Raw genomic sequence first — 13,063 nt, 5'->3', positions numbered from 1 at the left:
CAGCCCTTTATATTGCAAAATTATTACCTTTGTAATTTTTGTAAACAAAACCTTAACAACACACGTCAAGTCCATTATGCTAATGGCGATATTTTACCCAAATATTATTTTCAACTTAGATAACTATAGATTTTTATTCTCAGGTAGGAATTATGCTGAAGACCGCCAATAAAGGACAATGGGTTATAAATCATCGGCAGTTGAGCTTACAAGATGGCACAAAAGTAGTGGAATTGGATCCTAAGCAGTATGCGCTGTTAGTTTTACTTTTAAAGTTTAAGCATCAAGATGTCAGCAAATCACAAATTTTATCCGAAGTATGGGGGCAACGTGTTGTTAGTGAAGATGCAATCTATGTGGCAATTAATGGGCTGCGCAGGTTATTAGGGGATGATGCTAAGTCACCTAAATACATAAAAACCATTTCAGGCGTAGGGTATCGTTGGGTAGGTCCACCGCTTTGCGATGCGTTGCCTTCTTCATTAGATAGTTTTTTGTTAAAAGCAGCCCTGTGCTTGGTTGCTATTGCTTTTGTGGTTTTTTGGCAAATGCCTAGAACACCTGTCAAGCAAGTGATACCAGAGCACTTAACGGAGTCATTTAATCATGCGCGCTTTATTATTAATAATCACCCAGAGCAACTTGATAGAGCGATAAGTTTACTAAAATCAATATCTATTGAAGAGCCTCAGTTAGCAGAACCTATATTTTGGCTTGCTAAAGCACACTTTTCTCAGCTACGGCCCAAAAGTGACAATTATTTAGAGGACAAGCAGCATATAAAAACGATTTTAGAGCGGGTTTTATCTGACTATCCTGAGCATAAAGAGGCCAATCTATTATACGCAAAGCTCATTTTTATGGGGGAGATGAATACTCAAGATGCTGAAGCTTATTTTTTAAATGCATTACCTAATAGTGAAGCGCATCATATGTATGGGCAGTATTTACTTGCACTGGGCAGAACTGACGAAGCGATGTACCACATTCGCTCTTATCAGGCGATGGAGCCTGATGGTTACTCAAGCGAGAGTGTGGCGTGGGTTTATATGATGAGCCAACAGTTTGACAAAGCATTTGAAGTGTTGGATAGGTTGCGCCCTTACTCACAGAGTAATCGATTTTACCACGTTTGCTTAAGAGCGATTTATGAACAGCTGGGGCGGTTTGACTTGGCATTGCAAGAGTTAATTTGGGTTATGAAGTACGAAGGGTACACAGAATCTGAAATCACCATGATTGAGCAGCTGTTTGCCAATCAAGGTATGGAAGGGGTTTACCGTTGGTTGCTTTATCAGGATACGCGAAGAGCGGACATTGGGCATTATGATGCACCCATGTCCCAAGCTCGATATGCAACGGCGATCGGGGATAAACAACTCGCGCTGCATTATTTGGAGCAGTCGCGGCTTGCTGGGCAATATGCCTTTTTATGGATTGCCGCAGATCCGCATTTTTTGTCGTTAAGACAGGATGAAAAATTTATCCAGCTTGTACAAAATCATATTTTAAAAGTAGATATATCAGATATTTAATATTTTATTAGAAAGTTTAAGTTAAAATTCAGGACTTATTTTTGAGGGTTATTTAGTGTTGCTTCGGAATTTAAATAAGGAGCAAACAATGAAAATAAAAAAGGTGGCAACCACATTATGCGCGGGACTATTATCTGCCTTCATCAGTGTATCCTCACTTGCTAAAAGTGGAGATTACTTATACAGCTATCAGACAGGCAGTGAAAATTGGGGAGGTATCTCCCTTAAAAACCATCTCGCTTATTTTGGCAGTGATAATGGCAAACTGTATGCTTTTGATATTGACCGAGTAAAATTGCGCTGGACACATGAAACACAAGGTAAGGTGCGTTCAAAGCCTTTTGTTGATAATCATCGCGTGTTTTTCTCAAGTGATGATGGGTTTTTATACGCATTAAATCGCTGGAGCGGTAAGTTACTATGGAAAGTAAGTTTAAATGATGGTGGTCATCATAGGATCTTACCTGCGAATCACGCGCCTTGGGAATTTGATTATACTAAGTCGAGCCCAGTTGCAGATAACCGACTCGTTTATGTTGGCAGTGCCGATGGTCATTTTTATGCAGTTTCTAAGCGTACTGGTGAAGTTAAATGGCAGTTTAAAACACAAGGCATGATCCGTGCGACAGCTAGCTTATATCAAGGCAAAGTTTTTATTGCCAGCTGGGATGGTCACGTCTATGCACTAAATAAACATACAGGAGAGCTGGCATGGCAGTATCAAACACAAGGTGCTGTTTCCTCAAGCCCTGCAGTGATTGATGATGTTGTCGTGATTGGATCTAGAGATACCAACTTGTATGGACTTGAGCCTCATTCAGGTCAGGTCTTATGGAAAAAGGCACTACCAGGTGGGTCTTGGGTTGAGTCCAGTGCGGTTGCTGATAGCGATGATGATTACTTTTATATCGGCAGTTCAGATGCCAAGCTATTGTTTAAGATGGAAGCAGGAACTGGTGACATTGTTTGGCAGGTAGCAACTTCTGGTTGGAGTTGGGGAAAACCAATTATTGATGACAAGCATGTTTATATCGGTTCCACAGGTCATGATGAGCCTGGTTGGTATATTACTCAGCGTGGTTTTATGGCTGTGGCCAAGGAGTCAGGTGAAACAGTTTGGCATTATCAACCAAATATGATTTCGGGCTTTGTACATGGTGGTGTATATGCTTCACCAGCAGCGGGGTCAGGCAAGGTTTTGGTACCAGACTTGGATGGCTTTATTCATGTATATGAGCAGTAATTGACTAATAGTTTATTGAAAAGAGCATAATTGATGCGACCCTCAATAGTTTGGCTATTCAATTATTAGGCTTTTTATGCCTAACTGCCGTCGCATTCTTAAAACAATCATGCAAATTTTTTGAGTGCCTGGGTCTAACTAGCTTAGACCCGGGTTAACCAATGTAGTGGCGTTAGAGGCGTTTTACGAGTGCGCAGGGTGAGTAGACCAAATAGTGCGGCTAGCGCGACAAGTATTAAATAGCGAGAGAAAGAAAAGTCGTCCGTTGGGTGTATTGGTTTATGAAATGAATTCGCAAATTGCAGATCAATAGAGGACTGTGTTGAATAAGGTACTTTGTTACCACTATTGGTCTTAAAGTAAGTTTCTTCAAGTTCTACACGTGTCGTTGTGCTGTTGCTTTTGCTTCTAAAAAAAACACGAGCAATTCTATTGGTATTAGACAGGTTACGTGCAGGGACTGCTTGTTCAACCGAATATTCGATTAAGCCTTGCTGTGTATGTGCCCTGTTAACTAATTCTACAATGGCTTGTTGTTTAAATAAGTTACCATGTTCTATATGAGGCTTTTCATTGTATGAAGTGGCGGCTAATACTGTGAGCTGTGTCGGGTCATACTTTATGGATAAGTGAACCCCGTACACTGCGGGTAAATCTTTTGCCATTATATCGACATAAAACTCACTATTTGTTTTAATTTTCGAATTTCGTACATCGATATATATGGTGCTATTGGCGTGGGCAAGGTTGGCTAGAAAAAATAACAGTACGCTGATAATTTTTTTCATTAGATAGTCCATTTTATCCAAGGTTATTTAGGCAACTCTTAATTTTGACTTTAAGCTATTGCGTGTCAGACAATTTTAAAGTTCCATCTTACAGGGCTCGCATTGATGCTTGTTTTGTTGAGATGGGTAAATTAGTACTTAACCGTTAAATTATAAATAGGGTGTTTACCCTAATTGTACTAAAAGATTTTGAATTTTATATTTCAAGCCTTTCTTTGATGGCATACGCGACTAATTCAGCTGCTTTTTTGACCCCTATTTTTTTCATTGCTTTCGTTCTGTGGTTATCAACTGTTTTGGCAGATATGCATAGTATGTCGGCAATTTGCCTATTAGTATGGCCAAGAGTTATATAGCTAATAATTTGTTTTTCTCTTGTGGTTAGAATATTTTGTTGTTTTTCGGCTTGGTAGTGTTCTAGCTTAGCCTCGAGACTTGGGCTAATAAAAGTCTTGCCAGTAGCGACATGCTTTAAGGCTTGGTTAAGTGTGTCAAAAGCCTCACTTTTTGACAAGTAGCCATCAGCCCCTATTTCAAATGCGCGGTCAACAATCTTGAGGTCCTCATGCATACTGAGAAAAATGATACGAGTCTTTAGGTTTCTTTGTTTGACGCGCTCACATACCTGTATACCACTGAGTTCCCCCATGGCGATATCTAATATGGCCACATCAGGCTCTTTTTCAAAAATAAACTGCCACGCCTGCTCTCCTGTTGCGACGTCGTCTATTTGATAGTGGTTTTGTGATTGATTTATCAGCGATCTCAGTCCTTGCCTAACCAGGTGGTGATCATCTGCGATTAATATAGATATGCGTGCAGTTTTTCCGTTACACATTGAAACTCCGTGTATTTTTACCTTAATTCCATTCCCTGATCCTAGACAGTTGATGTTACTCAAGGTGCTTTCTAGGCTATGAATATTATTATAGAAAGATAATAGCGCTGTATTTTATACTTTTATGCACTAAGTGCATATATTTATGGAGAGAATTTTGAGATAAGGCACAGGAGCCTATTGGATAATAAAGACGATCTTTATAGGAGTGCCGAAAGGCACCCCAATATTTTTTGGTCCATAACAGCCACTGTAACCGGTATTAATAGCTGTTATGTATTTTTATGACTAGTAAACTGTCATATAGTTTACTGTCACATCACCTTCTCTATATAAACCAAATTCTTGATTATAATTTACATCAATCGTGACTTTTGCATAGTCGGTTTGTAGAGAGTAGTTTCCACCACTTGGCGTCGAGTAAGTGCATTCAGTTTGTGCATAAAGATATTCAGGTTGCATTGGTGTCGCGAAGTAATTGATTACTTGAGTGTGACAGTTATGAAAGCGATAACCTGCTTCTTTAAGCTGTGTTCTGATAGCTTGATACTTACGACCATATTCAAGCACTTCTTGAACACTCGCATAACCAGCATCAGCAGGCAGCTCTTCAGCTGAAACGTTAGCAGCGGCAGCAACGGCAATTAGTGAGAATAATACGCCAGTTTTCATAGTTTTTTCCTTTTCTTGAGAATAAAGAGCCTAATTGGCTCGCAATAAATTTCATGTACGGAGTTGTTGTCGTGTTGTTTCCTTCACAACGTAAACTACAAAGTGAGAGACCTTGCGTTCGTACATAATTATTAAACGAATAAATGAATATAATATTTATGATTAAAGTCAAAAAAATGAAGAAAAAATTTATAAATTGAAATTTATGGGTATTATTTAGTCATTTCATTTTAAAAATGGAAATATTGTTTCTTTGTATTTAGTGCCAAAAATAGTGGTGTTACCAATAAGGAAAGAAATAGTTCTTTTTTTGCCCAAAAAAGGTGCGAATTCATAATCTATGTAAAATTTGTGCTAAGTTGATAACTAACAGGTTAATTTGGCTAGATCATGCGTTACTTGCTGTATTTTTTTGCATTGTTATTTTCTTCAGTCGCTATTGCTGAGCATTACACTGTTTTGGTCTATCATGGTGCAAATCCGCCGTATAACTTCATCGTAAAAGGCAGGCAATCCGGTATTTTTAGTGATTTATTTGCGCGCTTAAGTGAGTTAACAGGGCATACATTTGAGTTGGTACCTTGGTCAGTTGCGCGTGGGCAAAAGCAGTTTGATTTAGGTAAGATTGATATTGAACCAGGTGTGAACCCAAGCTGGAGAGATGATGGGGTTAAATCTGCAATCTATTCTCGCGCCTATGCGTATTCTCGTGAGGTTGTTTTAGGTAGGAAAGATGCCCTTGTTGTTGAGGATCCTACTGCGTTTTATGGCAAGGTATTTGGGCGTGTACGTGGTTATAGGTACGGCGCATTTGAATCACACTTTGGTACAGAAAAAATTATGGTGTATGACAATACATCAGAAAAAGAGTTACTGTTTCAGCTTGCACATAAGCGCATTGACTGTGTGATGATAGGTGATGCTACGGCAGCGTATTATCAAAAGCACAATTCAGAATATGCGGAGTTTAAAGCGCTATATGAAATCAGTAAGTTGCCTGTGCATATGCGATTACAACCCCATTTAAAACAATTGCAAAAGGAGCTTGATAAAGCGCTCTCATTCATGGTGCACAATAAAGAAATAGAGACGATTTATCAAAGTTATGGTGCAATATCCAATTAGTGTGTGATTGCTAGGGCGATAATTGCTGTGCAAGCATGTCAATAAAATAGCGTACTTTAGGGGACAAGTGTTTTCTACTTGGGTACATTACATATACTTCAACCGGTTTTTGTTCATAACACTCAAACAGTATTTCTAGCTGCTTGGCCCTTAACGCATCAGCTAAGTAAAATTCAGGTAATCTGGTGATACCAATCCCATCTATAGCAAGCGCGGCTTGCATTTTACCGTTGTTACAATTAACGCGTTTTCTCACGTCGACGGTGAATGATTTTCCCGATTGCTCTGTAAAGTCCCAACGATCTGGGGTTTTTAGGTTGCTGTAGCAAATACAATGATGCTTAGTTAACTCCCTTGGGTGATGTGGCCTGCCATACTGTTCAATATAACTTGGGCTAGCAACGACGAGTGTTCTGCACTTATAGATCCGCTTACAGATCAAACTAGATTCTTCCAAATTAGTAGTGGCTCTAAGTGCCAAGTCAAAGCCATCGCCTACGATATCAACTGCGCGATCGTTAATATCCCACTCAATAGTGACATTTGGGTATTTTTTTAAATATTCAGCCGCGACAGGTCGGACATAATCTAAACTAAACGCCACCGGACAACTAATTTTTAGCACGCCTTTTGGTTTGTTTTCTTCGTTTGTCAGTAACTGTATTGTTTGTTCTGCATCTGAAATCAATTGCACACAATGCTGAAAATAGACTTCACCATCTGGTGTTAACGCCAGCGTACGCGTTGTTCTATTTAATAGTCGCATGCCAAGTCGAGCTTCTAATCGATTAATGACTTTACTGATATGAGATGGGGAGTGCCTGAGTTGATGTGCAGCTTCGGCAAAGCTATTGCATTGCACAACTTTGACAAACACCTCGATCCCTTCAAATAGATTGTGATTCATATGGAAATAGTAACTTTTCATTTGCCCTATTAATGTTTATTAAAACTTAATCTACACTGTTTGTCATCAAGTTGAGCCATTAATCACGATAAATAAAGCAACTATTTTGGAGCGCATCATGAAAGTATTAGCATTTGCAGCAAGTAACAGTCGTCAGTCAATCAATAACGCATTAGTGAAATATGCCACGTCTCGCATTGAGCAAGCTGAAGTAGAAATTTTAGATTTAAATGACTTTGAAATGCCAATTTATAGCATTGATCGAGAAAAAGAGCATGGTATCCCAGAGCAGGCTCAGCGCTTTTACGATAAGGTAGGCGGCGCAGATGCCATTGTCATTTCATTTGCTGAACATAATGGTTCATATACAGCTGCGTATAAAAATATCTTCGACTGGGTATCACGCATTGATATGAAAGTATATCAAAACACACCTATGCTATTGTTGGCGACGTCACCAGGCCCAGGTGGTGCACAAAGTGTTTTAAATGCCGCTGTTAATTCAGCCCCATACTTTGCGGCAGATGTAAAAGCGCACTTGTCTATTCCAAGCTTTTTTGACAACTTTGATTTGGAAAAAAATACACTGATTAATGATGAATTGACTGCATCATTAGAAAGCGCATTAAAAAAATTAACAAACTAAAATTCCCGTTGTCACTAAGGTTAAGCAGTAACTAGAGCGACCAATTTATAGCTGGTCGCTGCTTTATTGAGAAATGATGTTTGTTGGGTAGTTTGATTATTAGGAAAAAACTGCTTTACAAATTAACAAGATATAATAAACTCTTACTCGCTAACTTGGGGCTATAGCTCAGCTGGGAGAGCGCTTGCATGGCATGCAAGAGGTCGGCGGTTCGATCCCGCCTAGCTCCACCAAGTCCTTCTACTAATACTTACCTTATCTTCATTTTTTACGATTATGTTAATCTGTATAGAGGTTTCCTTATGAGCGAAATTAAGAAAAGCGTATTTGATGCGAGGCCACAAGATTTATCGGATGAGTTTTTTGAGCTTATTGCCGGTAATGATGAAGTGAAAATAGAGCGCATTATATCTCGTGGCCATACGTCTCCAGAGACAGGGTGGTATGATCAAGCACAACATGAATGGGTCATTGTATTGCAAGGTGAGGGAGAGATAACCTTTGCTGACGGACGGATAATAAAGCTCGGTGTTGGAGAACATATTAATATTCCTGCACACTGTAAACACAAAGTCAGTTGGACCAAGCCGGATGAAGAGACTGTGTGGTTAGCTGTTTTTTATTCCTAACCATTTACTCAATACTGATTCGAGCTTAGTCATTTCGACAGGTTTGGCGACAAAGTCATCCATACCTGCACTATAGTATGTCGCTATGTCCTCTAAAAATACGTTCGCGGTGATGGCGATGATCACCATCTGACTATACTTGGGGTGGGCTCTGATGTGTTTAGTTGCTTCAATGCCATCCATTTTGGGCATATGAACATCCATCAGGATTAAATCAAAATAATCTTGCTCTATTTTTTCTAGCACCTGCTGACCATCTTTTGCTAAATCAACGCGCAGTCCAAGCTTTTCTAACATAGCGCAGATCACGACTTGATTGATGGCGTTATCTTCAGCCAGTAACACATGGCCATTGAGTCGAGCACATTGTGTATGTTCCCCCTCACTTGATTCTATTAAGCAACAAGGCGAGTACGGCCAAGTAAAGGTGAATGTCGCGCCTTCGCCTGGTCGTGATTCACAAGATAGTGTACCGCCAGCAAGGGTGACGAGTTGTTGGCAAATACTTAAGCCCAGTCCAGTGCCTCCAAAGCGCTTTGTCGTACTGTCATCTTCCTGACAGAATGGGTCAAAAATCTTTTCTTGCTGCTCCGCTTTAATCCCAATACCGGTGTCTTTCACTGTGAATAGTAGCTGCGCGTTGTTCTTAGGATTGAGTTGAATAAATAAGGCAACTTCCCCTTGCGTCGTAAACTTATATGCATTACTGAGCAGGTTAAGTAGGACTTGTTGCAGTCTATGTTTATCACTGGCAATTTCTAATGGTGTGTTTGGCACTATGGTATAAAGCATTGTTATTGGCTTTGAGCGCGCTCTGGATTGGGTTAAATGAAGTAAATGGTCGACGGTTTTTTTAAGCTCGAATGGTTCTTCGTATAAACTGATTTGACCTTGTTCTAATTTCGAAATATCGAGAATATCGTTGATAAGTGTTAATAGGTTACTACCCGATACGTTGGCAAGCTTTAATAGGTGCTTTTGCTCTTTACTAAAGTTGGCTTCTTGCTCTAATAACTGAATTGTGCCTAATATGCCATTCATGGGTGTGCGAATTTCATGACTCATATTGGCCAGAAAACGGCTTTTGGCAGAAACTGCCATTTCAGCAGCATGCATCGCTTTTTCAAGCGCTTGTGTACGTCTTTCTACTCTGCTTTCTAGATCACTTTCTCGTGCATAAATGGTGTTTCGCATGACCTCAAAAGTGCGACTTAATTCAGAGATCTCATCATCCCCTTTTGCTTTTAAATGCACATCATATTGCCCTTTTGCGAGAGAGTTAGCTGCAAAAGTGAGCCGCGAGATAGGGCTATATAATCTATATGCAATCCACCAAGAGACTAACATGCTGACTAATGTGGCCAGCGTCAGTATTACAATTAACTTTTCTTTTATTGCATAGGCGGAGGCAAATACAACGTTTTCTGGTAAGACGACTGCTAGGCTATAGTTGGATGCGAGAATGGGCGCGTAAAAAACAAAAGCTTGTGTGTGCGGGTCAAGCATAAACTGCCCATGCCCTTCGAACCCTGCGATCATTTTAAGTCCCAATTTTTGTAATGACGGATCTTGCTCTTTGGTGATGCGTGTGATGACACTGCTTTTTTCGCCAATGTCATTGAGTACATATTTGCCGTCGATATGTTTGTATTGAATGGTCTTGTCCATATCCCAATGGTACATGTATACGCCGGTACTGGAAACCAGCATTAACTTGGCTTGCTCTCCAAATTGTGCCAGAACATGGCCCTTTACATTGTCAACGAGACGGTCAACTTCTCGCCAGGGAATACTGCCACCCAATAACCCCGTAACCCGATTATCTTGTCCTAAAATAGAAGCTGCGACTACTATTTGTTTGACGCCAGTGGTGTAAGAAATCATCGGTTCTGAGACGTAAACTAGAGGGAGCCCATCGACGTTATTGCTAATTGTATTTTGCCAATAGTCTCTTTTTATAATGGTTTTAACTTTTGCATTAGGATTTTTGTCATCAAAGGTTCTTCGCATGCCATGATGTGGATTGCCCCCTTCAGTGTTGTGAAAGCTACCATCTTGCCTGCCAAGGATGAACTTCTCATAAACTCCATTGTGTGCGTTTTTTTCAGCGAGCAGAATGGGTCTAATTTGGTCAAAATTCATCGTTTGCAAAACAGGTTGGCGGGCCAAGGTCGCTATTTCTGATTTGCGCTGTGAAAAGTATGCATTGAAAATTGCGGCGGCATTAAGTACTTCAGATTGTGCAGCTCGAATACTCATCTCACCTGCCTGGCGTGTGCTGTGTATCATGGCGATGAAAAAAATGATAAGCATGGGGACTAAAGCAGTGATGGCTAATACGAGGGGGAGTCTAGTTTTGAGTCGCATAGGTACTGCTTAGCTGAGTGTTTACTAATTAGTTTAGTCAATAAATGCAGGTTAAGTGGTGGGAATGTTCATCTAAAACACTTGGGTACCACCAAAAATAGTGAAATCATATTTTTAGTGTGATTCTTCAAGTTGTAAAGAAGCGCTGAGATAATATTTCTTATTCTAAATCAATAAAAGCATCTAATGAAAGTGATAGTGTAGTTTGGTACTCAAGTTGAACGTGATAAAAACAAAGAATAACAACGCGTATTTTAAAGGTAGCTATAACAAGAATAATTGACTTATGGGTATGTGATTAGAGCTGAGCTGAATTAAAAGTTGGTAAATTTACTCGCTTCATTCTTTTCGCAATTGGCTCTTTAAATGTATAGCATTGCTTTAGGTTAAAACTGTTATATAAGGTGAACTTATCATTTTCAACGAAGTAAAAAGCTCGCTGATTAAAACGTTGTGATAATTTTTGAGCAAGTGATAGAGAAATATTCAGAGAGATACTCAACTCGCGATAAGACATATCGTGGTTGCCACCATAAAGGTATTTTATGGGAGCAGGTACACGAGAAATTAATTTTATGGCTCTATTTTGGATTTTCTTATTTTTATAACTGCTCAAAATGTCACCATGCTCATTCCATAAGCTGATGATGGCACCATTTACATAATGAGATGTTGACATGAAAGGGTAAAAATAAACATCTTGATATAACTGCCAAAGCGGTTCAGAAATAACCATATTGCCATTATTACTATTATAATTTTTCATTAAGACCATTCCTAACTGTGATGCAAAAGTGCGTTGCGATACTAACCTATAAAAAATTCAGTTTTAATAGCATAAATCACGGACCCACGTGGGAAGTATTTTACTCCTAAAGTATGAGCTGATAATAATTGGGTATTATTTGGTTTTTACTAATTTTCTCATCGATTCAGCTTTCAATTCGTATCGGCTTCACGGGCCTTTCACATTCCTCACCCTACTATAGTACTCCTAACCAAAGGAGAGTCGTTATGAAAAATTTTGTCTTATTTGCAGGTATTTCACTGTGCAGTTCAATAGCTTTTGCTGATGAGCAGAGACAGGTATTGATGGTACTGAGCAGCTACGGCGCAGTGGATGAGAATCAAACTTTGATTAAACCTGGGTTTGAGTTTGGGGAGCTAACTAAGGCCTATTATGTATTTAAACGTCATGGTATAGAGGTTACTTTGGCTTCACCTCTAGGTGGTAAACCGGTTGCAGATAGTTATGATAAATCAGCGCCTTATAATGAAAGGTTTTTAAAAGATGAGGCTGCATTATCATCCTTAGCTAATACTTATAAATTGGATGAAATTAATGCCAATCAGTTTGATGGTGTATTCGTTGTCGGTGGTAAAGGCCCAATGTTCGATTTGCATCAACATAAACCATTGAAAAAGGTCATCGCAAAAATATATGAAGGTGAGGGCGTAGTCGGGGCTGTATGCCACGGCCCAGCGGCATTAGTCGATGTGCAGTTAAATGATGGTCAATATTTGGTTTCAGGTAAACGCGTCAACGGGTTTACCAATGCAGAAGAGTCGGCTTTTGGATCAAAATGGTTAAAGGATTTTCCATTTTTACTGCAAGACAAACTGGTGGAAAGGGGCGGCATATTTGAACAAGATTCAGTCATGCTGAATCAAGTGACTGTTGACGGTAGAGTGATCACCGGACAAAACCCTTTTTCTACTGTAGATACTGCCCGAGCTATGGTATCTGCACTTGATGTTAAGTTATTACCGGAGCAATATTACCGTGATGATGCCACGGTTAAATTGTATGAATTGTTCTTGAACGATAGGCAGTTAGCGATTGATAAGCTGCAAAAGGAACCACAAATATATGATTTTAAGATGCTTGCAATGATAAGTGTTGTGCAAATTAATAATGCCACGAGTGAATTTCAAGTTAGCGCTAGTGCGGCGTTATTAGAATATATCTTACCCCAATTTATTCACCCAATTATCATTATGACACTTGCAAAGGCTTATGTACGTTTGAATCAATTTGAAAACGCATCAAAAGTGCTTGATTTAGGAATCAAAAAATTTCCAGACAATCAAAAAATAAAATCTTTTATTGCATCTTTTTAAGTTTGAACAAAGGGTCAAAAAACAGGCCCTTTTGGCAAAAATTAATAAAAAATTACTACATCATGAATTTTCTTAATACGAGCGAAAAAAAGCTAAATAATTGACTGTGATGAATACCGGAATAAACTGCATTTTTCCAAAATAAAGCGAGGGTTTTTTGTTCGTATATGTGTTATTTTTGTATAGATTTTG

The 13,063-nt window shown here is 39.3% G+C and carries 12 protein-coding genes and 1 tRNA gene; 7 read left to right on the top strand and 6 right to left on the bottom strand.

The genetic code is table 11. The features are described from left to right. Positions 1-152 precede the first annotated feature (152 nt). Positions 153-1,535, top strand: a complete 1,383-nt coding sequence (locus N477_RS14790) for a winged helix-turn-helix domain-containing protein (RefSeq protein ID WP_063364424.1) — start codon at positions 153-155, stop codon at positions 1,533-1,535. Between the two features lie 88 nt (positions 1,536-1,623). Further along, complete coding sequence (locus N477_RS14785; protein ID WP_081216655.1) at positions 1,624-2,778, top strand: PQQ-binding-like beta-propeller repeat protein; 1,155 nt, start codon at positions 1,624-1,626, stop codon at positions 2,776-2,778. Between the two features lie 143 nt (positions 2,779-2,921). Here N477_RS14785 and N477_RS14780 read toward each other — a convergent pair whose 3' ends face one another. The 3 genes from N477_RS14780 to N477_RS14770 form a co-directional block, all read right to left on the bottom strand. After that, positions 2,922-3,566, bottom strand: coding sequence for a cohesin domain-containing protein (locus N477_RS14780; protein WP_063364423.1), 645 nt, complete (start codon positions 3,564-3,566; stop codon positions 2,922-2,924). Between the two features lie 196 nt (positions 3,567-3,762). Beyond that, on the bottom strand, positions 3,763-4,404 hold the full coding sequence (locus tag N477_RS14775; protein ID WP_063364422.1) for a response regulator: 642 nt from the start codon (positions 4,402-4,404) through the stop codon (positions 3,763-3,765). Positions 4,405-4,692: 288 nt separating this feature from the next. Beyond that, positions 4,693-5,076 carry a hypothetical protein gene (locus tag N477_RS14770; protein ID WP_063364421.1) on the bottom strand — a complete coding sequence of 128 codons (384 nt, stop codon included), beginning with the start codon at positions 5,074-5,076 and terminating at the stop codon, positions 4,693-4,695. A 390-nt stretch (positions 5,077-5,466) separates the two neighbouring features. Here N477_RS14770 and N477_RS14765 point away from each other — a divergent pair, with 390 nt between their 5' ends. Beyond that, the gene (locus N477_RS14765; RefSeq protein ID WP_063364420.1) at positions 5,467-6,201 is read left to right on the top strand and encodes a substrate-binding periplasmic protein; all 735 of its coding nucleotides are present in this window, start codon (positions 5,467-5,469) and stop codon (positions 6,199-6,201) included. A 10-nt stretch (positions 6,202-6,211) separates the two neighbouring features. On the opposite strand, the gene N477_RS14760 is transcribed toward N477_RS14765, so the two are convergent. After that, positions 6,212-7,108 (bottom strand): LysR family transcriptional regulator, encoded by an 897-nt coding sequence (locus tag N477_RS14760; RefSeq protein WP_063364419.1) that lies wholly within the window; start codon positions 7,106-7,108, stop codon positions 6,212-6,214. Between the two features lie 118 nt (positions 7,109-7,226). Here N477_RS14760 and N477_RS14755 point away from each other — a divergent pair, with 118 nt between their 5' ends. The 3 genes from N477_RS14755 (at position 7,227) to N477_RS14745 (ending at position 8,383) form a co-directional block, all read left to right on the top strand. Then, complete coding sequence (locus tag N477_RS14755; protein WP_063364418.1) at positions 7,227-7,754, top strand: NADPH-dependent FMN reductase; 528 nt, start codon at positions 7,227-7,229, stop codon at positions 7,752-7,754. 157 nt (positions 7,755-7,911) lie between these two features. Then, a tRNA-Ala gene (locus tag N477_RS14750) sits at positions 7,912-7,987 on the top strand. Positions 7,988-8,056: 69 nt separating this feature from the next. Next, on the top strand, positions 8,057-8,383 hold the full coding sequence (locus N477_RS14745) for a cupin domain-containing protein (protein ID WP_063364417.1): 327 nt from the start codon (positions 8,057-8,059) through the stop codon (positions 8,381-8,383). Here the strand turns inward: N477_RS14745 and N477_RS14740 are convergent. Both N477_RS14740 and N477_RS14735 read right to left on the bottom strand, forming a co-directional pair. After that, positions 8,363-10,750, bottom strand: coding sequence for a hybrid sensor histidine kinase/response regulator (locus tag N477_RS14740; protein WP_063364416.1), 2,388 nt, complete (start codon positions 10,748-10,750; stop codon positions 8,363-8,365). The two genes, N477_RS14745 and N477_RS14740, sit on opposite strands and share 21 nt — an antisense overlap. A gap of 298 nt (positions 10,751-11,048) precedes the next feature. Then, positions 11,049-11,516 carry a hypothetical protein gene (locus N477_RS14735; protein WP_063364415.1) on the bottom strand — a complete coding sequence of 156 codons (468 nt, stop codon included), beginning with the start codon at positions 11,514-11,516 and terminating at the stop codon, positions 11,049-11,051. Between the two features lie 248 nt (positions 11,517-11,764). Between N477_RS14735 and N477_RS14730 the strand changes: the two genes are divergently transcribed. Further along, the gene (locus N477_RS14730; RefSeq protein WP_063364414.1) at positions 11,765-12,871 is read left to right on the top strand and encodes a type 1 glutamine amidotransferase domain-containing protein; all 1,107 of its coding nucleotides are present in this window, start codon (positions 11,765-11,767) and stop codon (positions 12,869-12,871) included. Positions 12,872-13,063 lie beyond the last annotated feature (192 nt).

Origin of the sequence: Pseudoalteromonas luteoviolacea H33-S, assembly GCF_001625695.1 — a bacterium.
In the GTDB taxonomy this organism is placed as follows: domain Bacteria; phylum Pseudomonadota; class Gammaproteobacteria; order Enterobacterales; family Alteromonadaceae; genus Pseudoalteromonas; species Pseudoalteromonas luteoviolacea_B.
Note: the sequence above shows the minus strand (reverse complement) of the source record. Positions and strands in the feature narration are given on the sequence as shown.

Bases quoted from the DNA above. Each gene is read 5' to 3' on its own strand.
- N477_RS14760 (WP_063364419.1), bottom strand. From the start codon at position 7,108: ATGAATCACAATCTATTTGAAGGGATCGAGGTGTTTGTCAAAGTTGTG.
- N477_RS14780 (WP_063364423.1), bottom strand. From the start codon at position 3,566: ATGAAAAAAATTATCAGCGTACTGTTATTTTTTCTAGCCAACCTTGCC.
- N477_RS14730 (WP_063364414.1), top strand. From the start codon at position 11,765: ATGAAAAATTTTGTCTTATTTGCAGGTATTTCACTGTGCAGTTCAATA.
- N477_RS14745 (WP_063364417.1), top strand. From the start codon at position 8,057: ATGAGCGAAATTAAGAAAAGCGTATTTGATGCGAGGCCACAAGATTTA.
- N477_RS14755 (WP_063364418.1), top strand. From the start codon at position 7,227: ATGAAAGTATTAGCATTTGCAGCAAGTAACAGTCGTCAGTCAATCAAT.
- N477_RS14740 (WP_063364416.1), bottom strand. From the start codon at position 10,750: ATGCGACTCAAAACTAGACTCCCCCTCGTATTAGCCATCACTGCTTTA.
- N477_RS14765 (WP_063364420.1), top strand. From the start codon at position 5,467: ATGCGTTACTTGCTGTATTTTTTTGCATTGTTATTTTCTTCAGTCGCT.
- N477_RS14735 (WP_063364415.1), bottom strand. From the start codon at position 11,516: ATGAAAAATTATAATAGTAATAATGGCAATATGGTTATTTCTGAACCG.
- N477_RS14785 (WP_081216655.1), top strand. From the start codon at position 1,624: ATGAAAATAAAAAAGGTGGCAACCACATTATGCGCGGGACTATTATCT.
- N477_RS14770 (WP_063364421.1), bottom strand. From the start codon at position 5,076: ATGAAAACTGGCGTATTATTCTCACTAATTGCCGTTGCTGCCGCTGCT.
- N477_RS14790 (WP_063364424.1), top strand. From the start codon at position 153: ATGCTGAAGACCGCCAATAAAGGACAATGGGTTATAAATCATCGGCAG.
- N477_RS14775 (WP_063364422.1), bottom strand. From the start codon at position 4,404: ATGTGTAACGGAAAAACTGCACGCATATCTATATTAATCGCAGATGAT.